At 68.3% G+C, this 22,055-nt stretch carries 23 protein-coding genes and 3 pseudogenes; 11 read left to right on the top strand and 15 right to left on the bottom strand.

Translation table 11 applies throughout. The features are described 5' to 3' along the window. Window positions 1-98: 98 nt before the first annotated feature. Window positions 99-1,241, top strand: coding sequence for a pentapeptide repeat-containing protein (locus ACIF80_RS32490; protein WP_399811243.1), 1,143 nt, complete (start codon window positions 99-101; stop codon window positions 1,239-1,241). Between the two features lie 185 nt (window positions 1,242-1,426). Here the strand turns inward: ACIF80_RS32490 and ACIF80_RS32485 are convergent, their stop codons facing one another. Together ACIF80_RS32485 and ACIF80_RS32480 are read right to left on the bottom strand one after the other, a co-directional pair. Further along, the gene (locus ACIF80_RS32485; RefSeq protein WP_399811241.1) at window positions 1,427-2,527 is read right to left on the bottom strand and encodes a transposase; all 1,101 of its coding nucleotides are present in this window, start codon (window positions 2,525-2,527) and stop codon (window positions 1,427-1,429) included. Between the two features lie 312 nt (window positions 2,528-2,839). Continuing rightward, a complete protein-coding gene (locus ACIF80_RS32480; RefSeq protein ID WP_399811475.1) occupies window positions 2,840-4,096 on the bottom strand; it encodes an MFS transporter in 1,257 nt (418 codons plus the stop codon). A gap of 652 nt (window positions 4,097-4,748) precedes the next feature. On the opposite strand from ACIF80_RS32480, the gene ACIF80_RS32475 reads away from it, so the two are divergent. Continuing rightward, window positions 4,749-4,997: a transposase family protein gene (locus ACIF80_RS32475; RefSeq protein ID WP_399811239.1), complete on the top strand. Its 249-nt coding sequence runs from the start codon at window positions 4,749-4,751 to the stop codon at window positions 4,995-4,997. On the opposite strand, the gene ACIF80_RS32470 is transcribed toward ACIF80_RS32475, so the two are convergent. The 3 genes from ACIF80_RS32470 to ACIF80_RS32460 all read right to left on the bottom strand — a co-directional run bounded on the left by ACIF80_RS32470 (window position 4,978) and on the right by ACIF80_RS32460 (window position 6,204). Beyond that, the gene (locus ACIF80_RS32470) at window positions 4,978-5,361 is read right to left on the bottom strand and encodes a hypothetical protein (protein ID WP_399811237.1); all 384 of its coding nucleotides are present in this window, start codon (window positions 5,359-5,361) and stop codon (window positions 4,978-4,980) included. The genes ACIF80_RS32475 and ACIF80_RS32470 overlap by 20 nt on opposite strands. A 67-nt stretch (window positions 5,362-5,428) precedes the next feature. Next, complete coding sequence (locus ACIF80_RS32465) at window positions 5,429-5,830, bottom strand: hypothetical protein (protein WP_399811235.1); 402 nt, start codon at window positions 5,828-5,830, stop codon at window positions 5,429-5,431. Further along, window positions 5,827-6,204, bottom strand: a complete 378-nt coding sequence (locus ACIF80_RS32460) for a hypothetical protein (protein WP_399811233.1) — start codon at window positions 6,202-6,204, stop codon at window positions 5,827-5,829. The genes ACIF80_RS32465 and ACIF80_RS32460 overlap by 4 nt, the downstream gene beginning before the upstream one ends. Window positions 6,205-6,412: 208 nt before the next feature. On the opposite strand from ACIF80_RS32460, the gene ACIF80_RS32455 reads away from it, so the two are divergent. The 4 genes from ACIF80_RS32455 to ACIF80_RS32440 all read left to right on the top strand — a co-directional run bounded on the left by ACIF80_RS32455 (window position 6,413) and on the right by ACIF80_RS32440 (window position 10,183). Continuing rightward, on the top strand, window positions 6,413-7,072 hold the full coding sequence (locus ACIF80_RS32455) for an IS6 family transposase (RefSeq protein ID WP_399811231.1): 660 nt from the start codon (window positions 6,413-6,415) through the stop codon (window positions 7,070-7,072). A gap of 473 nt (window positions 7,073-7,545) precedes the next feature. Beyond that, window positions 7,546-8,382, top strand: coding sequence for a lysostaphin resistance A-like protein (locus ACIF80_RS32450; protein ID WP_399811228.1), 837 nt, complete (start codon window positions 7,546-7,548; stop codon window positions 8,380-8,382). Further along, on the top strand, window positions 8,379-9,527 hold the full coding sequence (locus ACIF80_RS32445) for a sensor histidine kinase (protein ID WP_399811225.1): 1,149 nt from the start codon (window positions 8,379-8,381) through the stop codon (window positions 9,525-9,527). Before ACIF80_RS32450 ends, ACIF80_RS32445 begins: the two co-directional genes overlap by 4 nt. Further along, window positions 9,524-10,183 (top strand): response regulator, encoded by a 660-nt coding sequence (locus ACIF80_RS32440; RefSeq protein ID WP_399811223.1) that lies wholly within the window; start codon window positions 9,524-9,526, stop codon window positions 10,181-10,183. The genes ACIF80_RS32445 and ACIF80_RS32440 overlap by 4 nt, the downstream gene beginning before the upstream one ends. Window positions 10,184-10,208: 25 nt before the next feature. On the opposite strand, the pseudogene ACIF80_RS32435 reads toward ACIF80_RS32440, so the two are convergent. The 3 genes and pseudogenes from ACIF80_RS32435 to ACIF80_RS32425 all read right to left on the bottom strand — a co-directional run. Next, window positions 10,209-10,407 (bottom strand): annotated as a pseudogene (locus tag ACIF80_RS32435) (porphobilinogen synthase); the annotation flags it as partial. Between the two features lie 8 nt (window positions 10,408-10,415). Then, window positions 10,416-10,778 carry a hypothetical protein gene (locus ACIF80_RS32430; protein ID WP_399811490.1) on the bottom strand — a complete coding sequence of 121 codons (363 nt, stop codon included), beginning with the start codon at window positions 10,776-10,778 and terminating at the stop codon, window positions 10,416-10,418. Between the two features lie 169 nt (window positions 10,779-10,947). Further along, window positions 10,948-11,214: a hypothetical protein gene (locus ACIF80_RS32425; protein ID WP_399811220.1), complete on the bottom strand. Its 267-nt coding sequence runs from the start codon at window positions 11,212-11,214 to the stop codon at window positions 10,948-10,950. Between the two features lie 80 nt (window positions 11,215-11,294). Here ACIF80_RS32425 and ACIF80_RS32420 point away from each other — a divergent pair, with 80 nt between their 5' ends. Beyond that, window positions 11,295-12,014: an IS6 family transposase gene (locus ACIF80_RS32420; RefSeq protein ID WP_399811217.1), complete on the top strand. Its 720-nt coding sequence runs from the start codon at window positions 11,295-11,297 to the stop codon at window positions 12,012-12,014. A 166-nt stretch (window positions 12,015-12,180) separates the two neighbouring features. On the opposite strand, the gene ACIF80_RS32415 is transcribed toward ACIF80_RS32420, so the two are convergent. Together ACIF80_RS32415 and ACIF80_RS32410 are read right to left on the bottom strand one after the other, a co-directional pair. Further along, a complete protein-coding gene (locus ACIF80_RS32415) occupies window positions 12,181-12,600 on the bottom strand; it encodes a hypothetical protein (protein ID WP_399811215.1) in 420 nt (139 codons plus the stop codon). 249 nt (window positions 12,601-12,849) lie between these two features. Then, window positions 12,850-13,137, bottom strand: a complete 288-nt coding sequence (locus ACIF80_RS32410; RefSeq protein ID WP_399811212.1) for a DUF6355 family natural product biosynthesis protein — start codon at window positions 13,135-13,137, stop codon at window positions 12,850-12,852. A 303-nt stretch (window positions 13,138-13,440) separates the two neighbouring features. Here ACIF80_RS32410 and ACIF80_RS32405 point away from each other — a divergent pair, with 303 nt between their 5' ends. Then, window positions 13,441-14,031, top strand: a complete 591-nt coding sequence (locus tag ACIF80_RS32405; RefSeq protein WP_399811210.1) for an SMI1/KNR4 family protein — start codon at window positions 13,441-13,443, stop codon at window positions 14,029-14,031. Window positions 14,032-14,092: 61 nt separating this feature from the next. Here ACIF80_RS32405 and ACIF80_RS32400 read toward each other — a convergent pair whose 3' ends face one another. Next, window positions 14,093-14,737 (bottom strand): nucleotidyltransferase family protein, encoded by a 645-nt coding sequence (locus ACIF80_RS32400; protein ID WP_399811207.1) that lies wholly within the window; start codon window positions 14,735-14,737, stop codon window positions 14,093-14,095. A gap of 82 nt (window positions 14,738-14,819) precedes the next feature. Between ACIF80_RS32400 and ACIF80_RS32395 the strand changes: the two are divergent. Then, a pseudogene (locus ACIF80_RS32395) lies at window positions 14,820-14,927 on the top strand (IS5/IS1182 family transposase); the annotation flags it as partial. Window positions 14,928-15,332: 405 nt separating this feature from the next. Here the strand turns inward: ACIF80_RS32395 and ACIF80_RS32390 are convergent. Beyond that, a complete protein-coding gene (locus ACIF80_RS32390; protein ID WP_399811205.1) occupies window positions 15,333-16,055 on the bottom strand; it encodes a dienelactone hydrolase family protein in 723 nt (240 codons plus the stop codon). Between the two features lie 749 nt (window positions 16,056-16,804). On the opposite strand from ACIF80_RS32390, the gene ACIF80_RS32385 reads away from it, so the two are divergent. Both ACIF80_RS32385 and ACIF80_RS32380 read left to right on the top strand, forming a co-directional pair. Further along, the gene (locus tag ACIF80_RS32385) at window positions 16,805-17,140 is read left to right on the top strand and encodes a hypothetical protein (RefSeq protein ID WP_399811203.1); all 336 of its coding nucleotides are present in this window, start codon (window positions 16,805-16,807) and stop codon (window positions 17,138-17,140) included. Next, entirely contained in the window at window positions 17,140-19,212 is a 2,073-nt protein-coding gene (locus ACIF80_RS32380) for a SpoIIE family protein phosphatase (RefSeq protein WP_399811200.1), read from the top strand. Before ACIF80_RS32385 ends, ACIF80_RS32380 begins: the two co-directional genes overlap by 1 nt. A 269-nt stretch (window positions 19,213-19,481) precedes the next feature. Here ACIF80_RS32380 and ACIF80_RS32375 read toward each other — a convergent pair whose 3' ends face one another. From ACIF80_RS32375 to ACIF80_RS32365, 3 genes and pseudogenes are all read right to left on the bottom strand, one after another. Further along, the gene (locus ACIF80_RS32375; RefSeq protein WP_399811197.1) at window positions 19,482-20,012 is read right to left on the bottom strand and encodes a GNAT family N-acetyltransferase; all 531 of its coding nucleotides are present in this window, start codon (window positions 20,010-20,012) and stop codon (window positions 19,482-19,484) included. Continuing rightward, window positions 20,009-21,264 (bottom strand): annotated as a pseudogene (locus ACIF80_RS32370) (IS256 family transposase). Before ACIF80_RS32370 ends, ACIF80_RS32375 begins: the two are co-directional and overlap by 4 nt. 197 nt (window positions 21,265-21,461) lie before the next feature. Then, window positions 21,462-21,950 (bottom strand): hypothetical protein, encoded by a 489-nt coding sequence (locus ACIF80_RS32365; RefSeq protein WP_399811195.1) that lies wholly within the window; start codon window positions 21,948-21,950, stop codon window positions 21,462-21,464. Between the last annotated feature and the right edge of the window lie 105 nt (window positions 21,951-22,055).

Genomic DNA, 22,055 nt, shown 5'->3' with positions numbered 1-22,055 from the left:
AATACTTGCGGGCCCCGGCCGACTCCATCCGGCCGGGGCCCGCAGTGTCTTTGGTCAAGTCGCTGTCCCGGGCGCCCGCCCGGCTCCATGCTCTAAACGTGGCACTCTCACTGCGCAAGCGCGAGCCTCCACGGGGCCGGTACACCCCGGCCCTCTGGCCGCTCTCGCTCGTCGTCCCCGTCGCCCTCCTCGTCGCCGGCCTGCTCGGCTGGGCGATCTACCAGTATGCCTACGACTACTTCGCGCAGGTGGCCACCAGCCAGAAACCGGTCAAGCCGGTCAACGTCAACGACGTTCTCAAAGCCACCGTCACCGCACTGACCCTGGTCGGTGCCGTCCTCGCCGGCCTCTACGCCTACCGCAAGCAACTGCTGTCCGAGGGCGACGCCCACCGCGCAGACGCCAGTCAGTTAGCCCACCGCTACACCACCGCCGCCGAACAACTCGGCCACGAACAAGCCGCCGTACGCCTCGCCGGTGTCTACGCCCTCGCCCGCCTCGCCGACGACTGGGAAGAACAACGCCAGGTCTGCATCGACGTCCTGTGCGCCTACCTCCGCATGCCCTACCAACCCGACCCCGACCAGGCCGACCACAAAGCCGGTGAGCGGGAAGTCCGCCACACCGTCATCCGCGTCATCCGCGACCACCTGCAGCAGCCGGACTCCCCCATCTCCTGGTGCACCTACGCCTTCAACTTCACCGGCGCACTCTTCGACGGCGGCGACTTCTCACACAGCCACTTCCGAGGCATGGCCGACTTCGGCGGCGCGACGTTCAGTAGCGGCACGGTCTACTTCAGCTGGGTGGACCTCAGCGATGACAGCATCGTCAACTTCGGCGACGCGACGTTCACCGACGGCAGCACAGTCAGCTTCCGTGAGGCGACGTTCACCGGCGCCAGCAGAGCCTACTTCCACCGCGCAGTGTTCGACCACGGCACGGTCGTCTTCAGCGACGCGACGTTCACCGGCGACAGCACGGTCAACTTCCGCGAGGCGACGTTCAACGACGGCGGCACAGTCAATTTCACCCATACGAATTTCAGCGACAGCACGGTCAACTTCGGCGACGCGACATTCAACGGCGGCACAGTCAATTTCACTCACGCGAGGTTTGCCGGTGGCAGGGTCGATTTCAGCGGCGCAACGCGCAATGGCGGCAGGGTCAACTTCACCGATGCGATATTCACCGGCACCATATCTGAGTGGGGCACATTCCCCGTACCTTCGGGTGCGTAGACCGTGCGAGTGCGGTTCCGACCTGGCCAAGACGCGGTAGAACTCACCGACGTCGAGGAGGGGCGCATCGACCACCTGCGGACGGACAGGTTGTGCCGAACAACGGCAGGTACCCGGGGGGTGAGATCCGCTCGAATGCGAGGCAGCCGGGCCTCCTGCTCGAAGCGTACCGCTTCAAAAGGACTTCACTGGCTGTGAGCTTGGGGTTCGTCGGGTGGCCGGCTTGCCGGGTGGTACTCGTTGATGAGACCGGCGACGGCTCGTCGTCGCCGGATCCGGGTCGTCGGTAGGGGAAGGACGTTCGGGTCGTCGAGCGGAGCGAGCTGCTGGCGGCCTTGATGAGGCCGGTGATGGTTGAAGTGGCGGGCATAGTCGTGGAGGACCTGCTCGGCGTGGCCGCGGTCGAAGAGCAGGAGGCGGTCGGTGCATTCCTCGCGGGCGGAGCGGACGAAGCGCTCCGCGTGCGGGTTGCAGTTGGGGCTCCTGGGATGGATCTTGGCCACGGTGATCCCCTCGCTGGAGAAGACGGCGTCGAAGGCGGCAGTGAACTTCGTGTCGCGGTCACGGATCAGGTGAGTGAACTCGCCTGCCCGGCCGCCGAGATGCCACAGCAGTTGGCGGGCCTGGTGCGTGGCCCACGCCGCTGTGGGATGGGCGGTGACGCCCAGGATGTGCACGGTGCGGGTGCGGACCTCCATCACGAACAGGGCGTACAGCCGCCGCAGGTTGGTCGTATCAACGTGAAAGAAGTCCGTGGCGAGCAGCCCCTCGGCCTGGGCCTTGAGGAAGGCGGCCCACTCACGCCGGGCAGGCTGCCGGCGGGGCGCGGGTCCGAGCCCGGCTTCGCGCAGGAGACGGCGCACGGTGGCCGGGCTGATCCTGTGTCCGAGTCGGCGCAGTTCGCCGTGGACGCGGCGAAAGCCCCAGCACGGGTTCTCGACGCCGAGCCGGATGATCAAGTCGCGCAGTTCGCCGGCCAGGGGCGGGCGCCCCGGCGGGGGCGGCTGGTTCCACTTCTTGCTGATCAGGCGCTGGTGCCAGGCCAGCAGGGTGCGCGGGGAGACGATTCGGTGGCCGCGAAGCATCCGGGACAGCACTCGCGCGAGGGCAGCAAGCAGCGCCCGGTCCGGCCAGGTGGGCTTCGGGGCGGCCACCTGGCGGCGCAGCACCGCGACCTCGTGCCGCAGAATCAGGATCTCCGCGTTCTTCGCCGCTGACGATCGGCACAGCAGCACGAGCCACGCGAGGACGCGCGTGGCGAGCAGGTAAATCATCCGTACGAGCACGAGACCCGATCGTGCCGGATCGCTCAGCGCGGGCGTCACCCGAGGTCAGCCTCGGTGAAGCAGTTCTGGAGCGCTACGGGTTGAGTGTTGAGCTGTCGCACGGCCTGACCACGTAAACGGGCCACGGTGCGCCGGGGCACTCCGACCATGAACATGACTGCGGCGGAGCCGGCGCCCTGCCGGGCTGTGCCGGGTCCGGCTGGTCGCGTACCGTACCGGCACGGCCGTGTGGTGCCGTCGTCCGCGCTCGCTCCTGACCGATGTCACCTCCTGGAGCCACCGTTGGAGGGTGCCTGCCGCTCCGCGTGGATCTCATTTGCGGTGCTTGCCGCGGCGGGGCTGGGAGCGGGTGCCCCAGGTGAGGGCGCAGGCCAGGCCGAGGCTTTGCAGGATCGCGCAGACGGTGATCAGTGTGGGTATGGCTGCCGGGTCGATGACGGCCAGGAGGATGCCGGCGAGGGGGTAGGGCAGGAGCAGGAGCAGCACGGTTACGGACAGTGTGCTGCCGAACACCTCGGCGGGGATGAGCCGGGACCGGAGGGTCCGCAGTACCACGGCCAGCACGCTGTCGCCGGCCATGAAGACGGCGATCAGCATGAGGTAGGCCGGATAGGAGTCGGCGTGCGGGATGAGGAAGCAGGGCACGCTCGTCACGAGAGCGGCGCAGCGGCCCACCATTGTCAGTCCCCACCGGTCGATCATGATGCGGCAGGCGGCGACCGCCAGCAGAGAAGCGGCGGCCGCGCAGGACCACACCAGGCCGACTGAGGCGCTGGAGCGGCCGAGTTGCTTCACCACAAGCACGGGGGTCGCCACCTCCAGCAGACCGAGGGCCAGGTTGGACAGTGCCAGCCCGGCCACCAGCCACGCGAGCGCCGGCAACGCGCGCAGGGTGGACCAGCCCGTGCGCCATCCGCCTGCCGCGGGCGCGCTCGCCTCGGGCGTCCGTGGGGGTGCTTGGCGCAGGCGCGGGGCGATGGCGGCCGACAGCAGAGACAAGCCGCCGATCACGGCGAGCATGCCGCTGGAACCGTTCCATTGCAGAAGGAGGCCGCCTGCCGCGGGGCCGACCAGAGCGGCTGCCTGGTCGATGCCCAGGAGGACCGACTGGACGCGGTGTGCTGCGTTGCCCGCGTCCCTGCTGGCGACCGCGCCGACGCTCTCGGCCGCGATGTAGCTGAACTGGGTCAGGCACCCCGTGCACGCCGACAGGAGCATCACCAGCCCCAAGGCCGTACTGTCGGCGGTCATGGCCAGGGCGGGGGCTGCAAGTCCGCTGAGCAGGGCCCGGGTTGTGGCAGCCAGCCGGAAAACCCGTGCGGGCCCGTAGCGGTCGACAGCCATGCCGGCCAGACCGAACACGCACAGCCGCGGCGCCCACGCCAGCACGAAGGAGATTCCGGTCAGAGAGGACGAGTTCGTCGTGCCCAGCACCAGCAACGGGATGCCGTAGGTGGCCATGGAGGACGCGACTGCATCCGCGAGACGGGGGAGATAAATACCCCGGACCCGACTGTGGGTGACGGTGCGGGCATGCCGGGGCGCGGTGGACCGGACTTTCGTAGATATCAAGGGAACGTGCTTCTTCTGTGGAACCGAAGGTGGTCGGCGAGCGATCTGAAAGGCAAAGGTGTAAATCTTGACGAAGTGAGCCTTCGGGGGACCCCTTCCTGTGAGAGCGAGACAGGCCGCATTCCGGACCATGGTCACAACGAGTGGGACCCGCTCCCGGACAGGTCGGAAGCGGGAAGCCTACGCCTGCAGTCCACGACGGGTGCTTGAGCTGCGGCGTAACGCCGGTGACCAACCGGCACACTTCAGCAGCGTGATCAACTCGCCGAACGTCACACCTGGTCAGCCAAGGCCATACGCGCGACCAGTGGTTTCCTGCGAACCGCCAGCCGAACGCACCACCGACCACACGTCCGCGAAGAACCGACCTCGGCACGTGAAGGTCCGGTTGGCCAGCGGGTCTGCCCCGCATTTCGCTGGTCCGCGGCGGCGCGGACTTTTCTCGACGACGGCCGAATGCTGGTTCTGGATTACTTTTCGTGCTCAGGCCACGGAGGGCCACCACAACCGCGATCATGAACGGCCGTGGCTGATGTACTTCTCCAGGACCTGTGGTCCCACCAGGTCGAAGGCGCTGTGATCGAAGACGTCGGTCGTATCCGACGGTGGGTTCCTGGTCGTTCAGGTCCGCGCGTCAGCGGACCGGGCCGTGTGCCCTGCCTGCGGAACGACGTCGGCCCGGGTGCACAGCCGGTACGTACGCCGGCTCGCCGACAGCGCGGTCGGCGGCCGCCCCGTGGTCATCGAGTTACGAGTCCGCCGGTCCCGCTGTCGCCAGGGCGCTTGCCGGCGCTGTCACGTTGTGGAGTACCTGACGGTGTGTCGGGGGCGATGGGGCCCGTGGTCTGGCCGTGCCTGTGAGGCAAGCACAGCTGTAGTCAGCCCCAGTCGCCGTTGATCCACGCGAGCAGGCGGGCGCGCTTCTTGTAGGAGCAAGGAGTGTAGACAGCGCCGGACGTGACGTACGTTTCGGACCCGCCCCGCAGGTCGTGCCCGTAGTCGCTGGGGCCGTATTCGCCGTCGCGGTGGCCGTCCATGTCGTCGGCCCAGTCGAGGAGACCGAAGTCGAGGTTGAGGTTCTTGAGGTACCGGTTGGGGTCGGCCGGTTCTACCGGTGTGGGACGACCGTCCGCCCCGGCGGTGAGCCGGTCTTCGAGGCAGCCGTCGGAGCGCACGGGCTGGCCCAGCCACCACCCGGCCAGGAACACGGCGTACAGAGTGGTGGCGGCGCCGAGGCGGCGCAGGGTGATCCAGGCAGGCATCCGGGGAGTGTCGCACGACACGAGGCCGGCGCCCGCGTCGGCGGACACACCGGGCCACACCACCTCTCTACCGCCAGTGGCCCTCGAACCACGCTCGAATGCGGGGGCGTTCGCTCGTGTCGTTGGTGCAGACGACGGCGTAGGTGGTGATCGTGAACGTCTGGGACCGCCTGGCGTCGGCGCCCCCACGCGGGTTGTAGGGGGTTTTGTAGGCCGGGTCCGGCGTCGGGTCGAGTGGGAGGGGGGACTTCGAGGCGTGCCGTGACGGGGACGCCGTCGGCGTGGGTGTGGGTGTGAGTGTGGGGGATGGTTCGGTTTCGTACTCCTCGGCGATCCGGTCGAGGGCAGCCTGGTCGACGTGGCATTCGGGGGTGACGGGCTGCCCCAGGTACCAGCCCGCAACGAACACGCCGTAGATCGCGGCGGCGGCGCCGAGGCGGCGTGGGGTGACCCGGCGGGGGGTGTTCACCGGCGGCCCCGTTCCAGAACACGGGCGGCGTCCCGTAGCGCCTGGACGGCGGCTTCGGCGTCCTTGGCCCGGCTGTCACGGATGAACCGGCAGGCGGTCGAGAGTGCCTCCTCCCGCATGGCGGCCTCATTCCCCATGGTCGCGGAATCACCGGTGCACACACCGGGCAACGGGTCCCGGGTCATGGACTGGTTCCCGGTGCTGTGGCGGAGGCCGACCGAGTGCTCGACGACGATGTTGTCCGGGTCCGCGCTGCCGCTCTGGTCGGCGGCGAGGGTGAATCCGGCGCCGAACGCGGCGGCGGTGAAGGCCGCCCCGATTCCGGCGGCGACGCGGAGGCTGACCCGGCGTATGTCGGGCGGTGTTGTGCTCATGCCGAAGGACCCTACCCGCAGGTGTAGACCTATCTGCCGGTATGTGCGTCCCTCGACATACGGTCGGCGCGGCCCGGTTCTTGTATAGCTACGGCAGACGGATATGTAGCGGAGAGTGACTGACCGTCTGGGCTTATTCGCGGTAAACGCATACACCTCACTTGCGAAAACGAGGCCGTCGCCCTTGCTGGAGCGGCCCGCCGTCGCGGTGAATACGCGATTTACCGAGACGGCGGCCCGGGCCGCTGACCGGGAGGAGCTGATGCTCGGGCGCGGCGTGCTCGTCTCCCACGAGACGGTCCGCCGCTGGTGCGCCAAGTTCGGGCAGGCCTACGCGAGCGCGCTGCGCCGTCGGCAGCCTCGGCCCGGGGACAAGTGGCGCCTGGACGAGGTGTTCATCAAGATCAACGGAGAGCGGAAGTACCTGTGGCGGGCGGTGGACGCCGACGGCAACGTCCTGGACATCCTCGTGCAGAACCGGCGGGACACCGCCGCGGCCAGGCGGTTCTTCCGCAGGCTCCTGAAGAAGACCCGCATGATGCCCCGGGTGGTCGTCACCGACAAGCTCCGCTCCTACAGCGCAGCCCACCGCGAGGTCATGCCCTCGGTCGAGCACCGCTCACACAAGGGTCTGAACAACCGGGCGGAGAACAGTCATCAGCCGACGAGGCAGCATGAACGCGCGATGAAGGGCTTCCGGAGTACCGGTGGGGCCCAGCGGTTCCTGTCGGCGTTCAGCGGCATCTCCCCGCACTTCCGGCCCCGTCGTCATCTGATGACCGCCCTCAATTACCGAGCCGAGATGACCGTCCGCTTCGCCATCTGGGAGCACGTCACCGGCGCCGCCGGCCAGCCCACCACGGCCTGAGCAGCGGGTCGGTACCCGGCCGCGCGACGCCTCGGCACACCGTCAGGCACCCATACGACCGACAACGTGACAACACCCATCACACCGCACCAGGCGAGGGTTCGCTGCCACGAACGACTGGACCTCGCGGCATAAAACGGAAGTGTCGGGCCCCGAGGGGTCACTTCACCGGGCGCCGGGCCCCGCCGGACGTCAGCGCGCCGGGGACGTCATACCCGTCGAGGCACTCCCAGGCCGGTGACCGGTTCGGGGGGCGTCGGACGGTGCCTCCTGTGCGAGAACGCGCGGACATGCGGGCGGTCTTCCCGGCAGCCAGGTGCGCCGACACCCGAATCGAACGGCCCGTCGGAGCGCCTGTCCCCCACGCGAGCTACGCGCAGGTGTCCACCGTGAGGTGACGATTCGCGGACACCGGATCCGTAGCGTTCGAGGCGTCGCGGCACCCCGGCCGCGGACCCGGAGAAGGAGCGTTCATGAGGTTCGTCTGGCAGCTGTCGGCAGTCGTGGTGGTCGCCATGATCGGCAGTCAGGTCGTCGCCGCAGTGGAGAACCACCCCTGGCTCCAGCTCGTCCTGGGACTCCTGGTCTCCGTGCTCGCCGTACTCGTCTACGGATGGGTGGTCAGCAAGACCGAGCACCGCCCGGCCACCGAAGTGGCCCGTAAGGGTGCCGGGGCCGCGATCGGCCGGGGGATGCTGATCGGCGTCGCGATGTTCGGCGCCGTGATCACGAACATCTACGTCAACGCGCATTACGAGATCAACGGCCTGGGCTCGGTGTCCGGCGCCGTGGGGCTGGTCGGATTCATGGCGGCCGCCTCCGTGACGGAGGAACTGATCTTCCGGGGGGTCCTGTTCAGGATCATCGAGGAGCGCACCGGCACCTGGATCGCACTGACGCTGACCGGACTGCTGTTCGGCCTCTCGCACCTGCTGAACCCCGACGCCGACCTGTGGGGCGCCCTCGCCATCGCGATCGAGGCCGGCGGCATGCTCGCCGCCGCCTACGCCGCGACCCGCACCCTGTGGGTGCCGATCGGCCTCCACTTCGGCTGGAACTTCGCGGCGGCCGGCATCTTCAGCACCGAGGTCTCCGGCAACGACACCCCGCAGGGACTGCTGGACACCATGACGTCGGGCCCGACGTGGGTCACCGGCGGTGACTTCGGACCGGAAGGCAGCGTGTACGCGGTGCTGTTCGGCGTACTGGTGACGATCGGATTCATGTGGCTGGCCCGCAAGCGCGGCAACCTGGTGCCCCGTCGGCGCGCCGACCGGATCGCCGCCACCCCCACTACACTGCCCCGGTGACCGGACTTCCGCGGATCCAGGAACTGTGGCGCCGGTCAGGCGCCGCAGTCTGGTATATCCCGCTCGCAGCGGTCCTGTTCGCCGCCTCGCTGGTCTACCACGACAACGGCACGGAGCTCGGCGGCCTGCCGACCCGCCCCTTCGACGCCCTGGCCCTCGCGGCGATCGCCCTCCAGTGCCTCCCGCTCGCCGGACGCCGGCAGTGGCCCGTCCTCTGCTTCGCCGTGGTGTCGATCGGCTTCGCCCTCGACCAGCTCCGCGGCTACCACTCACTCGCCGGCATCGCGCTGCCCATCACGCTGTTGAGCGTGGCCTCCCACCTGGAACACCACAGGCGGGCAACCGCGATCGCCGCCTCCGTGGCATACGTCCCGCTGGCGGTCGCGCTCCACCGGCTCGGTCCCGGCGAACCGCCCGGCGAGTTCGTGACGTTCTACCTGGCCGTGGCACTCGCCTGGGGCGTCGGGTCATGGGTTCGTCACACCCGGGCCCTGGAGGCCGAGCGCAGCCGCCGCGTCGCCGAGGACACTCGCGCCGCCGAACGCGCCCGCATCGCCCGCGAACTCCACGACGTGGTGACCCACCACGTGACGGCGATGGTCGTACAGGCCGAGGCGGCCCGCTATCTGACCGCCGTCCCCGATCGCCTCGACCAGAGTCTGACAGCCGTCACCGACACCGGCCGCCGGGCGATCACGGATCTGCGGCACCTGCTCGACCTGCTCAACCCCGACCACAGCACCGAGCCCGGGACCCCACCCGCCGGCCGGCTCCTCGCCCTCGTCGAACAGACACGACGGGCCGGTCAGCCCGTGGAGTTCACCGAAGAGGGCACACCGGCCGAGTCGACCGGCAGCGCCGACCTCGTGGCCTACCGGGTGGTGCAGGAGTCCCTGACGAACGCCCTCAAGTACGCTCACGGCAGCCGCACTTCCGTACGGGTGCGCTACGGATCAGGAGAGATCACCGTGGAGGTCGGCACGGACGGTTCCGGCTCGGAGGCCCCCGGACTCTCCGGGAGCGGGCGCGGCCTGGCCGGTCTCCGTGAACGGGTCGACGTCCTCGGCGGCGACTTCAGCGCGGAGGAACAGAAGGACGGCGGCTTCGTCGTCCGCGCCCACATACCCGCCGGGAGCCCGTCGTGACCGCGCCCATCCGCGTCCTGATCTGCGACGACCAGGTACTGATCCGCACCGGACTGGCGACGATCATCGACGCCCAGCCCGATCTCGAGGTCGCGGCCGAGTGCGGGGACGGGCAAACCGCCGTCGATCTCGTCGGCCAGCTCCGCCCGGACGTCGTGGTGATGGACATCCGCATGCCGGTGCTCGACGGCATATCGGCCACCCGCATCCTGGCCGGCGCCGGCGTACCGCACCCCGTCAAGGTGCTCGTGGTGACGACGTTCAACCTCGACGAATACGTCTACGAGGCGCTCCGCGCCGGCGCGAGCGGCTTCCTCCTCAAGGACGCGCCACCGGCTCAACTGTTGCACGGAATCCGGACCGTGGCGGCGGGCGCCGCACTGCTGGACCCCGAGGTGACACGCCAGCTCGTCGGTCGGTACGCCGTCCGGATCCGCCCCGCCGAGGACAACGGGCCCGACGTCCCGCTGACTCCCCGCGAATTGGAGGTCCTGCGCCTCATCGCGGACGGCCTCTCCAACAACGAGATCGCCGCGGCCCTCGTGATCAGCCGGGAGACAGTCAAGACCTTCGTCTCCCGCATCCTCACGAAGCTCGGCCTCCGCGACCGCGTCCAGGCAGTCGTCTACGCCTACCGTCAAGGCCTGGTGTCCTGAAGCGGGCCACGGCCCCTGACGGGCCTCAGCGGCCGAGCAGCTGCGCGACCTCCGTCGCCCGGTACGTCAGGATCATCCGGGCACCCGCGCCGGATGCCCGTCAGGCTCTCCAGGATCGCCGCGTCCCGGTCGATCCAGCCCTTCTCCGCGGCAGCCTCGATCACCGCGTACTCACCACTGATCTGGTACACCGCGACCGGCACGTCCACCCCGTCGGCCACCTTGGGTGGCTTTATCGAGCAGTAGTGGTGGCGGGCTGCCTGGAAGTCGGCGGTGTGATGGCGTAGTCGACTGTCCGCAGGGCCTGGTGCAGGGCGGCGGGAAGGTGGGGGCGGTGGCAGATCAGGGTCAGGTGGATACCGGTGACGACGCGCAGTCGCAGGAGGCGCATCGTGCGGCGGGCTCCGGGGTGCGCGGCCGCCGCCGGGTTCTGGGATGCCTCGGCCAGCCATCGCCAGACCGTGCGCTCCGATGCCCTCAGGCACTCCCCCGCCAGCCGTACATGCCGGCGCGAGAGACCGCCTTGGGCCCGCAGCGCCAGCAGGCGTCGCACCGCAGGCGCCCGCAACGCGACCAGGGGCTGATCCCCCAGCACGCCGACCGGATCCCCCGGCGGTGGCAACGTCTGCCCGCACGCACCGTCAACTCTGTGGCCGGCGTCGGTGTTTTCCGGTCGACTGTCCGCCATCGTGCCTTCTCTTCATCACTCGAGATGGGTGCTCTGCCGTCGGACCTGGTGCGACCCGGGCCTGTGAGAGAAGCCGTCACGGGTACGGGCCGAGTCGGGCGCAGGCCCGGTTGATCGCCTCCTGTCCCACCCTCGTGCCGGAGTCGCGGTCCCGGGCTGCGCAGACGTGAGAGGTGATCTTCACCCAGGTACGGAAGTTGCCGCGGGCGGTCTGCTCATCCGCCCGCACCAGATCGGCCGGGTCGGCGTCCTCCCACACCAAGTGGAACAGGCCCAGCGTCCGCGGCACGTGCTCGGTGTCGAGGCGGCTGACCTGGTGCCAGGTCAGAACTCGGGAGTGCATAGCCGCTGCCCGGGTACTGTCACGTTGGCTGACGGTGTGGGATGGTCTTCGGGTTGATCATGCCGTGTCGGGGGTTACTGATGTCGTCCGTGCCACTGTCGTACAAAGGGCACCGGTACCCAGTCGAGATCATCTCGCACTGCGTGTGGCTGTACTTCCGCTTCCCGCTGTCCTACCGCGAGGTCGAGGATTTGATGCTCGAGCGCGGCGTGCTCGTCTCCCACGAGACGGTCCGCCGCTGGTGCGCCAAGTTCGGGCAGGCCTACGCCAACGCGCTGCGCCGCCGACGTCCCCGCCCCGGCGACAAGTGGCACCTGGACGAGGTCTTCATCAAGATCAACGGAGAGCGGAAGTACCTGTGGCGGGCGGTGGACCAGGACGGCAACGTGCTGGACATCCTCGTGCAGAACCGCCGGGACAAGGCCGCGGCCAGGCGGTTCTTCCGCAGGCTGCTGAAGAGGACCGGTGCGGTGCCGCGGGTGGTCATCACCGACCAGCTGCGTTCCTACGGGGCGGCCCACCGCGAGGTGATGCCCTCGGTCGAGCACCGCTCCCACAAAGGCCTGAACAACCGGGCCGAGAACTCCCACCAGCCAACGAGGCAGCGCGAACGCGCCATGAAAGGCTTTCGCTCGGTCTGCGGAGTCCAGAGATTCCTGTCCGCGTTCAGCGGGATCTCACCGCACTTCCGACTCCGTCGCCATCTGATGACCGCCCCCGACTACCGCACCGAGATGACCGTCCGCTTCGCCGTCTGGGACCAGGTCACCGGCGCCACCGCCCGGCCTACCGCGGCGTGACCCAGGCCCCCGCCCAACCGCTACACGCCCTGACACGCCCTCAATCGATCAACACCCCACCAACGTGACAACGCCCGGCCGGGTCCTCGCCACAGGCCAGTCCTACAGCCACCCCACCCACCACAAAACCGGGACCAAACCTCGACGCACAGAATGAACTGCAGCCTCAGCGCAGGGAGAATTGTGCAAGGTGCTGGTCCCATTCCTCTGCTGCCCGCATCAGCTCGGCCTGGTCTGTCTCGACTTCGATCACGTATGGATAGAGATCCAGGTTCTCGTCCTGCCGCCGGGGCGGCGCAGCCTCAAGCGAGAGGTGGACCCGTAGCACTCCCGTGCCGTCGTGCCACCGGACCTGGCTAAAGGCGAGGACCGGTTCGAGGAAGGAAAGATCCGGGACGAGGTCCCCTTCCGGGTCCGGCTTCGCGTCCGGCCTACGCCCGTCTGCGACAGCACGCAACCATGCGGACACCTCACGAGCCTCGTCGACCAGCAGACACGAGTCCGTGAAGGACCAGTTGGCCGCCGGAGTGGTGACCTCGGCCCCAATGACGAGCCAGTTGTCGTCCCAGCGGTCACCACTGGCCACTGGAAATTGGTAACGGAGCGGCCGCAGGCCGATGCCGCCTGCTCGATCAGTAAGTCGCACTGCCGAAGGATGCCACGTCCCGCAGGACCCGCCGGACGTTAAACAACAAGATCAGTGCCTGTTTCTGAACCCCGTAACAGCAGGCCGAGGGCCGTCAGTCCGGAATGGGAGCTTTGCGTAAGCGTTCGGGGAACGGTCATGGTGACCGTTCCCCGAACGAATCCGCTGAGTGCTTTCACACTACCCAGATCAGCACGTACGGCCGGTGTACCAAGCACCGTCGACATCGGAACTGGAACCGATCCAGGTCACACCCGGTCCCACACACTGCTCGCTGTTCGGACCCCAGTCATCGATCTCGATGACGATGCGTGAGCCGTCCGAGGTGCAGTGGTTGTAGTAGGCGTCGGAGTGGGTCTCGTAGAAGCCGCAGGGGTTCGCTGCGGCCGGACCGGCGCTCATGGTGACTGCGCCGGCGGAAGCGAGAAGGAGAGCGACGGAACCAAGGGCACCGGTCGCGATACGACGAAGACGCAAGGGGAGCTCCAAACAGTAGAGGGACGGGAGTCCGAACCGCAGAGTGCCTGCCGATCCGTTGTCGACACCCGAGAGTGGCAGTTCAGAGCAGTCGTTTCGGTCCTCAGTGGCACCATTCACCCGACGAATCGATTCGCTTCTGCGCCGACCGGTTGGTCTTTGCCAGTTCCCGTACGCCGGGTCAGAAGCGGGTGTGCCGGCTCCACCCGCTAAGTTCGAAAACAGGCTCTCAACTTGTCTTTTAACCTGCTGCGTTCTGTGGACCGAGGCCCGAGTATCGGTGACCGGTGGTACCTGTAGGGCGTGGAAGATGCGATTTCGGGAGCGATAGCCGACCTGTGCGAAGCCTTGCCGGCAGAAGTCCTGCGCTCTCCTCTGGGCTGGGAAGAGCTTCGGGCGTGGGAGCGGAGGCACGGGGTGGTATTGCCTGAGCCGCATCGCACCTTCGTGGCTGAGATCGCGAACGGCACCGACGACGGTCCGCCTGATGAGGGTGGCTTGCTGCCCGTGGGAGAGAAGCCGGACAGCTGGGCTGTCTGGGAAGCGGACTGTTGGATGAGCCCGGAGCCATTCGATGGCACCGGCGCACGCGTGCTCGATCAGCCCTTTCCCCTTGAGGAAGAATGGCAGTGGGAGTACGACTACTACGACGACACCCGCCACGCGTCCCTGTTGCACCAGACCTACCAGCACGGCTCGGTGCTGCTGGGCAGCGACAGGCCTGGTGAGTACTGGACGCTGGTGGTGACCGGGCCGCAACGTGGTCGGGTGTGGTGGCTCAGAGACGGATGTGCCGCACCCTATGCCGACTCTCCGTCCGATCAGTCTGGGAGCGGTTTCCTTTACTGGGTGAGGGATTGGCACGTCGGACAGGGCTGGTGGCGGGCTGAGTAGCACTCACGAGCTCGTGCACGGTAGGCGGTGAGGCGTCGAGGATCGCGGCAGGGCTCGGTGTTCACATCGATCGTGCTGACGTCAGGTCCGTGGTCTGCTGAACGGCAGACTCCGACGGCCAGCCGAGTACGGTCAGCTCGGGCCACTGTTGTTGCCAGCGGGCCGTCTTGGTCTCGTACACCTCGCGCGGGGCAAGCACCGGGTTGGGGCGCACGACGAGGTTGAACACGTCGGAGAGCCCGTGCGGCGCATAGACGCGCCACCGTCCGCCCGGCTCCAGGCGGACGCCCAGGCAGCAGGTGGTCGCCGCGAAGCTGTCGATGGCCGCCTCCGTGGAGGCATGGGGAGCACACGCGACGCCGAACTTCTGCTCGTACCAGAGGTGGACGCGGGCCTCGTTGCGGACCTCGACCTCCGTCGGGAGCCCGGTGAATGCTTCGCCGGCGGCCTTGATCACTGCGTCCTCCGCCTCCCACGACAAGTCACGGTCGTCAAAGTAGAAGATGTCGTAGTCCTTGATCCCACTGGTGGGATGCCTGTCCGTGACCACGTTCCAGACGGTCTGGAACAGGCAACCCGCCGTCATGTACCAGTTGGGCAGCTCCAGTCCTGCCGTGCGGTTCAGCACCTCCACCAGCACCTCGTTACGGGCCAGCGCAGACTTCAGGGCGGCAAGCTGCTCGTCGAGCGGGAGGCGACCAATCATTGCCCATGCCTACCACGTGACGGGCCTACAACGCCCGCAGCCCTCTCCTGCGAGGGCCCTCCCGAAGGATCTGATTCTGAAACGGTCAGTTAACCACCGCTACGAGCGCCACCCCCGCAACTATCTGGCCTTTCTCGGTCTCGCCGCCACCCTCTGCTGCTACAAACGGCTTCTCCGCCTCGCCACATAGGGCACGGTCTCAAGGTCAAGGACGACTTCTTCGTCGCCGCGTACCGGGCCGCCACCGAGGTCCTGTCCACCGAGGTCAGCCGGATCACCGAGCCCAGCGACGGCCCCCGCGGGATGCTGAACGCCGCGATGCGTACCTACTGCCGGCTGCTGGCCGCCAGCCCCGGCCCGGGCGCTGGTGGTCGAGTCGGTCGCCTGGCCGGCGATCCGCAAGGTACGGGTCGAGTGCCTCACGGCATGGTCCCAGCTGATGGCGGCGCTGGTGGCCAAGCACCGCCCCGACCGGCCGGTCTGGGCGGTTGGGCATCTGCCGGCCACCGCCATCGAGGAGGGCCGGGACCTGTCCTCGATGACGGCATCCTGGCCGACACCGCCTACCGTCTGCTGCCCGCCAGACGGCCCGGCCTCACTTCAGGTGTCGGTCCAAGAACCGGCACCCGTCCTCCAGTTCGAACCACGGGGTGCCGGTGTGCCCTCCCAGATTGGCGTGCAGCGTCTTCTCCTTGCTGCCGAAGGCGTCGAACAGGTCCAGGGCCCGTTGCCGGGGATTCCCTTCGTCGTCCCACTGCAGCAAGAACAGCAGCGGAATGGTGACCTGCCGGGCCTCCTCGCGCTGGGCACGGGGCACGTACCCCCCGGCGAAGAAGCCTGCGGCCGCGATGCGCGGCTCGACCACCGCCAGCCGAATGCCGAGGGCGGCCCACCCCCCGGAGTACCCGACCGGGCCGCCGATCTCGGGCAGCTCAAGGAGGACGTCCAGAGTGGTCTGCCATTCCGGGACCGCGTTTTCGACCAGCGGGCCGATGAAGGACTCCAAGATCTCGTCGACCGGCTCGCCGGCCTGCATCGCCCGCCGGAGGTCGGCACGGGCCTGCTCGTCGGCGGCGGAACGGGGACGGTCACCGCACCCGGCGGCGTCGATGGTGGCCACCGCGTAGCCGCGCGCCGCGGTGTACCGGGCCCGGGCCACCAGCCGGGGTTCCGCCTTGGGCAGGCCGTTGTTGTGGGCCATCAGGACCAGCGGGGCCGGTGCGGATCCAGGCGTCCACAGGGTGCCGGGGATTTCGCCGAGGGTGAATTCGCGCTCGAGGACTCCGTCGTCGAGGCGCTTTTCAGAACTGAATTGCATGGTCGTGCCTTTCGGGAGTGCTCTTGAACAGCGCTCCCGGACGACCTATCGTCCGACCGTGACCCCGGAGGGGAGCACCCATGTCGATACTGCGTTCACGGGTACCACCTCCTCATTCTCTCGCACGGCCTCCGGGAGATTAGCAACGGTCGCCGTTGTCCGCCAACGGGTTTTCGCGGAGGCTCCGTGGCCGGATGCCACCTCACCACATAGGACACGGCCTTAGATATATGCGACATCTCGCGAGTTCGTCCTGGCTTTCATCTCCCGTTGCCGCAGGTCAGCCCGGCAGACAGGAGATGGATCCGCATAGATCATGATAGGCCTTCGGAATTCCTGAAGAGCCATCATGATCTCTACATAGATGCACAGGCCGAGAGCCACGAGGTGCCTGGTCAGACTCCATACCGAGGAACCGAGGGGCACGGCGAACTCGCGGGATGTTGCACACTCTGCGGCTTCCACTCAGCCTGGCCCGTGGTTATGCCCGATTGCGGTTGATGGCACGGTTCCTATCGGTACCCCGACTCAGCGGACGTGACTCGTCGCGCGTGCTGTTCCGGCGCCTGGATGCTGTCACGCCAGAGTGGGCGTATTGTCCGGCTATGGGCGATGCTCGGTGTGGCTGGTGTGGTGCAGCCCTGCCGGAGCCGGCGGGACATGGCCGCCGGTATTGCCGCCCGGCGCACCGGCAGGCGGCCTGGCGGGCGCGGCGTCGTTGGCAGGCCGCGGACGGTGCACGGCAGGAGATGTTCCTGGCAGGGGCCGATCTTCTGGCCCAGGTGCAGGCCGTCACCCAGCAGATGAGCGGGCTTTCTTCCGCGGAGCCGGCTGGCGGGTGTCATTGTGCTGCGGTGGCCGAGGTTCCGAAGCGGGCGGCGCGGCTGGTGCGCTCGGCCGTGCTGGCCGACCGGCGGGCCGGGGCGAGCTGGGCGCAGATCGGGGTTGCGTTGGACATCAGCGGGGAGGCGGCCAGGGCACGCTTCGGGCGGACGCGTGGTTCTCAGCACCCGCCGCCCGGCAACACTGAGCGGGACGGAACCGGATCGGCCTCACTGCCGCTGCGGGTTCAGGCGGGCAGCTGATGGATACCGCACTGGCCGAAGTGGTGCGGGAGAGTCATGCCTTCGGGGCGCTGCTGTATGTGCTGGCGCCGGACGGGAACGCTTTGTGGCTGGCTGTGATGACGGGGAGTCCCTATGAGATCGCCGTCCCATGGACGCGGGTGGCAGTGACCGACCCGATGCCGGTGGCGGACGCTGTGCGCGAGCAGCGCCTGGTATGGATCGGCGGTCAGGAGGAGATGGCGCGCCGTTACCCGAGGCTGGCGCTCGTGCTGCCCTACGACTTTGCGCTGGCGGCCGCTCCGGTCGCTTCGAAGGCCACGATCTGGGGCGGACTGGTGCTTTTGTGGCCCGGTGATCATCCGCCGCAGCTCAGCCGTGACGAGCGGGACGCCATCGAGACGGGCTGCCGCCGCCTGGGCGCTCTCCTGCAACAGGCCGCGGACCGCGGCGATCCGCTGCTACCCGCGGGACGGCCGCGAACCCTGCCCCCGCCGCCGGGACGGACTCTCTCCCCCGCCGAGGCACCGGCGATCGCAGCGTTCCTCGACCGTCTGCCCGAAGGAGCTTGCGCGCTGGACCTGAAGGGCCAGATCACCTTCATCACCCCAGCCGCCGCCGACCTCCTCGGTGTCGATTCTGACGACCTGCTGGGCGCTCTGCCCTGGGAGGCGTTGCCGTGGATGGATGTCCCCCAGGTCGAAGACCGCTACCGGGCCGCACTGATCAGCCAGAAACCCCAGACCTTCACGGTCCTGCGCCCACCGGACGCGTGGCTGTCCTTCGAGCTGTACCCGGACTCCTCCGGCATCAGCGTCCGCATCATCCCCGCTGGCGAGGCCCAGGACACTCCCGCACCGAAGACGGCGCCTGCTGCGGGCCCCGGCCGTGCCGCTGTGCTGTACCACCTGATGCATCTGGCCACCACCCTTACCGAGGCCGTCGGCGTGCGGGACGTGGTCGACCAGACCGCCGACCAGCTCCTGCCCGCTCTCGGCGCACAGGGCATGGTGCTGATGACCGCCGAGGACGGCCGCCTGAAGATCCACGGCCATCGCGGTTACAGCACCGAACTGATGGACCGCTTCGACGCTATTCCCCTGAGCCTGGGCAACCCCGCCGTCAGAGTCCTGACCACCGGCGAGCCGGGCTTCTTCCCCACCTTTGCCGACCTGAAGCGTTCCTACCCGATTACCGTGCATGAGGACGGGATGGCCGCATGGGCCGTCCTGCCGCTGATCTCCTCCGGTCGCCCCATCGGCTCCCTCATCCTCGCCTACAACCGGCCCCATACCTTCTCGCCCAGCGAACGCGCCGTCCTCACCTCTCTGGCCGGCCTGGTCGGCCAGGCCCTCGACCGCGCCCGCCTCTACGACAGCAAAGACAATCTCTCCCACCGCCTGCAGTCCGCCCTGCTGCCCCACCGCCTGCCCCACGTTCCCGGCCTGAAGGCCGCCGCCCGCTACCTGCCCGCTGCTCGCGGCCTGGGCATCGGCGGCGACTTCTACGACCTCATCCGCCTCGACGCACACACCGCGGCCGCCGCCATCGGCGACGTCCAGGGCCACAACGAGGACGCCGCCGCCCTGATGGGACAGGTCCGCACCGCCGTCCACGCCCACGCCACCGTCGGCGCACCGCCGGACCGCGTCCTGGCCCGCACCAACCGTCTCCTCACCGACCTCGACCCCGGCCTGTTCACCAGCTGCCTCTACGCCCACCTGGACCTCGCCCGCCACCGCGCCTGCCTGGCCACCGCCGGACACCCACCACCCCTGCTGCGCCACGCGGACGGACGCACCGAACTCCTCAACGTCCCACCCGGCCTCCTCCTCGGCATCGCCCCGGACACCCAGTACCCGACACTGGAATTCCCCCTGCCACCCGGCTGTGTGCTCGTTCTCTACACCGACGGACTCGTCGAATCCCCCGGAGTCGACCTCGACGACGCCACCGCCGCCCTGGCCGGACTCGTGGAACAGGCGGATCCGACCGACCTCGACGCCATGGCCGATGCCCTCATCCGACACGCCCCCACCCCCGTAGACGACATCGCCCTGCTCCTCATCAGCTCTCAGTCCGACCCCGAATGAAGCGACGATCACCGAGCACGGAAACTCTCATGAAGCAACTCGCCGAGACCGTCTGGCAATGAATACGCGACACCTCTACATGCGAGCTCACCAGTCCCGAGGCCGGGATACGCGAGCGATCGCCGGACAGGCGGTCCGGCAATCGCGGCTGTCATCTGGAGCCGGAGCGGCGGGCAGTCGGCGCCTCCGATACCGTCGCCAATGCCCGGGCAAAGTCCTGCTGGACTTGCTGAAGGCTGTAGTCCTGCAGGCTGACGATCGAGCAATTGTCAAGAGTTGTGGATTGACTGAGATGCTGATGCGTTCTTACGTTCCAGCAGTGTGACCGTGACTCCGGGCGCGACCTGGCGCTCGCCGACTGGTACGAATCCGCGCTGTCGATAGAGCGCGACCGCAGGCAGGTTGGCGGTTCCGGTGGAGACGACGGTCAGTTCCGCGGGCTCGATCGAGTCCAGAGCGTCGAGCAGTGCCGTTGCGACGCCGCGGCGATGCGCGACGGGATGGACCACGAGGCGGCAGATGTCCAGAGCACCATTCGGCAAGCGGGTCCAGGCGACCGCTCCGACAAGTCTCAACTCGTCGCGAACCCCGAGGAAGGTCTCGTCACATGCGCGCAACTGCTCAAGGGACTCGTGCAGGGGCGGGATGCCGTCGAAGCCGATGAGCCGGGCTTCGACCGCGTAGGAGGCCCGCTGAAGGTCCCACAGATGACGCAGGGTGCCGGGATCGGACAGGTCGAGCCGGACTGGTTCAGCAAAGGGCCAGTGGGATTCGGTGGAGGCGTGGCGTTGGCCGGTCATGCTGCGATCCTCTCAGAACGCTCGGCCAGGACGCCGTTCTCGAACTTCGCGCCGGAGCGGACCAGGGCGACCAGGCGGGCTCCGGTGACCGCGCGCCAGCGTTCCTGGGCGGACTCGAGGAGCTTGAACACCATCGCCAGGGCGGCGGCCGGGCTGCCGGCACCGCGGGTGACCTTGGTCCGCAGCCGGACGGTGGCGAACGTGGACTCGAGCGGGCTCGTGGTCCGCAGATGGATCCAGTGCTCGGCCGGGAAGTCGTAGAACGCCAGCAGCTCGTCCAGGTCGCTGGTGATCTTCTCGGCGGCCTTGGGCCACTTCGCCCCGTAGTCCTTCGCGAACTGCTTCGCCGCCTGTTCGGCGTGGGCCCGGTCTTCGGCGTTGTAGATCTCCTGCAGGGCCTTCTTCGCTCCCGCGCGTGCACGGACTTCGGCAGTGCGTTGATCACGTTCCGGGTCTTGTGAACCCAGCACCTTTGGTGCCTGGCCTGCGGAAACACCTCCGCCAGGGCCCGCCACAGGCCCATCGCCCCGTCGCCCACGACGAGCTCCGGATCGCGCATGCCGCGCCGGCGGCAGTCCCGCAGCAGATCCGCCCACGACTCCGTCGACTCCCGCAGCCCCTCCGCCAGGACGATCAGCTCCTTCGTGCCGTCCAGACGGACGCCCATCAGGACCAGGACGCAGGAGTGGGCCTGTCCGAGACGGACCTTGGGGTGGACACCGTCGGCCCACACATAGACGTAGTCCGTCTCCGACAGGTCGCGGCGCTGGAAGGCGGCGTGGTCGTCCTGCCACTGCTTGGTCAGCCGGTTCACGGTCGCCTCCGACAGGCCCGCCGCGGAGCCGAGGAACTGCTCGAGCACGGGCACGAAGTCACCGCTGGACAGGCCGTGCAGGTAGAGCAGAGGGAGGGCCTCGCTGATCTTCGGGGACTTCCGGCACCAGGGCGGCAGGATCTTCGACGAGAACCGCTGCCGTTCACCGGTCGCCTCGTCGACGCGGCGGTCGTTCACCCGCGGGGCGCGGACCTCGACCGGGCCAGCCGCTGTCGTCACGCTGCGGGGACAGTGGTGGCCGTTGCGCACGACCAGACGGCGGCCCCGTTCGTCCCGCTCAGCCGCCAACTCGGCTATGTACTGGTCTACTTCGGCTTCCAGTGCGGCGGCGAGCATCCGCCTGGCGCCCTCCCGCACGATCTCGTCGATCAGGGAACCGGTAGCGGTGGAGCCTTCTTCGTTGACTACGCTGAGCACGGGCGTGCCTTCCCGACCCGCGCTGCGAACGCGGGCCTGACTTGGTGACCGATACAGGATCATTCGGGAAGGTACGCCCTTCGCATGCCGTCCCGAAGACCGATCCACAAGTCATGAGCATTGCTCCTGACGGTCTCTGTGAAGCCCGCTTCTGGCATGTCGGCGGGCCGAACGCCGTAGGGCAGCGCGAGGGCCTTTCACATGGTCAGGACGGCGTGCTCCACGGCTCGGGCGCGTCCGCCGGGGAGATTGACCGTCTTGACCGCAGTCCAGCCACGCGCTCTGTGCTGGTCCAGCCGTTTGTTTCCCATCTTCGCGATTCCGATCTTCGCCGCACCCAGAGTCTGGTGTGTGGTCAGGTAGATGAGGGCGTCGTCGGTGCCGATGCCGTATCCGCCGCAGAATCGGCAGGCGCCGGTGCCGGCGTGCTTGATGCTGCCCAGGCTGGGCGCGATCTCCCTGTGGCATTTCAGGCAGCTTGCTCGCAGGGCCTCTTGATGCCGGGGAAGGCAACGAAGGGCTCGGCTCCGGCCAGGCGCAGCAGGTCTTCCGCGGCGGCCGCGGTAACCGGGCCGTTCCTCCTGCAAAGGTCGCAGCACTTCGGCTGCCCATGCCTGATTGCCTTGCGGACGCTGCTGAGCGTGGGTGCCGTGATTCCGCCGCAGTTGCCGCACTCCGACTCCCATGACGCATTGGTGTCGGCGTACGGACTTTTCTCCCCAGTTGCGTACGGACCAACGTCCCCAGCTCTGGCCGCGGGCAGCGGTAGCACGGCAGAGGATCTGGGTTGA

This window comes from Streptomyces sp. NPDC085927, from assembly GCF_044540975.1.
GTDB classification, from domain to species: Bacteria; Actinomycetota; Actinomycetes; order Streptomycetales; family Streptomycetaceae; genus Streptomyces; species Streptomyces hirsutus.
The sequence above is the reverse complement of the archived record's forward strand: the minus strand, read 5'-3'. Positions and strand labels throughout refer to the sequence as shown.

Bases quoted from the DNA above. Each gene is read 5' to 3' on its own strand.
- ACIF80_RS32470 (WP_399811237.1), bottom strand. From the start codon at position 5,361: ATGCCTGCCTGGATCACCCTGCGCCGCCTCGGCGCCGCCACCACTCTG.
- ACIF80_RS32460 (WP_399811233.1), bottom strand. From the start codon at position 6,204: ATGAGCACAACACCGCCCGACATACGCCGGGTCAGCCTCCGCGTCGCC.
- ACIF80_RS32450 (WP_399811228.1), top strand. From the start codon at position 7,546: ATGAGGTTCGTCTGGCAGCTGTCGGCAGTCGTGGTGGTCGCCATGATC.
- ACIF80_RS32425 (WP_399811220.1), bottom strand. From the start codon at position 11,214: ATGCACTCCCGAGTTCTGACCTGGCACCAGGTCAGCCGCCTCGACACC.
- ACIF80_RS32420 (WP_399811217.1), top strand. From the start codon at position 11,295: ATGTCGTCCGTGCCACTGTCGTACAAAGGGCACCGGTACCCAGTCGAG.
- ACIF80_RS32400 (WP_399811207.1), bottom strand. From the start codon at position 14,737: ATGATTGGTCGCCTCCCGCTCGACGAGCAGCTTGCCGCCCTGAAGTCT.
- ACIF80_RS32390 (WP_399811205.1), bottom strand. From the start codon at position 16,055: ATGCAATTCAGTTCTGAAAAGCGCCTCGACGACGGAGTCCTCGAGCGC.
- ACIF80_RS32385 (WP_399811203.1), top strand. From the start codon at position 16,805: ATGTTCCTGGCAGGGGCCGATCTTCTGGCCCAGGTGCAGGCCGTCACC.
- ACIF80_RS32380 (WP_399811200.1), top strand. From the start codon at position 17,140: ATGGATACCGCACTGGCCGAAGTGGTGCGGGAGAGTCATGCCTTCGGG.
- ACIF80_RS32375 (WP_399811197.1), bottom strand. From the start codon at position 20,012: ATGACCGGCCAACGCCACGCCTCCACCGAATCCCACTGGCCCTTTGCT.
- ACIF80_RS32365 (WP_399811195.1), bottom strand. From the start codon at position 21,950: ATGGGAGTCGGAGTGCGGCAACTGCGGCGGAATCACGGCACCCACGCT.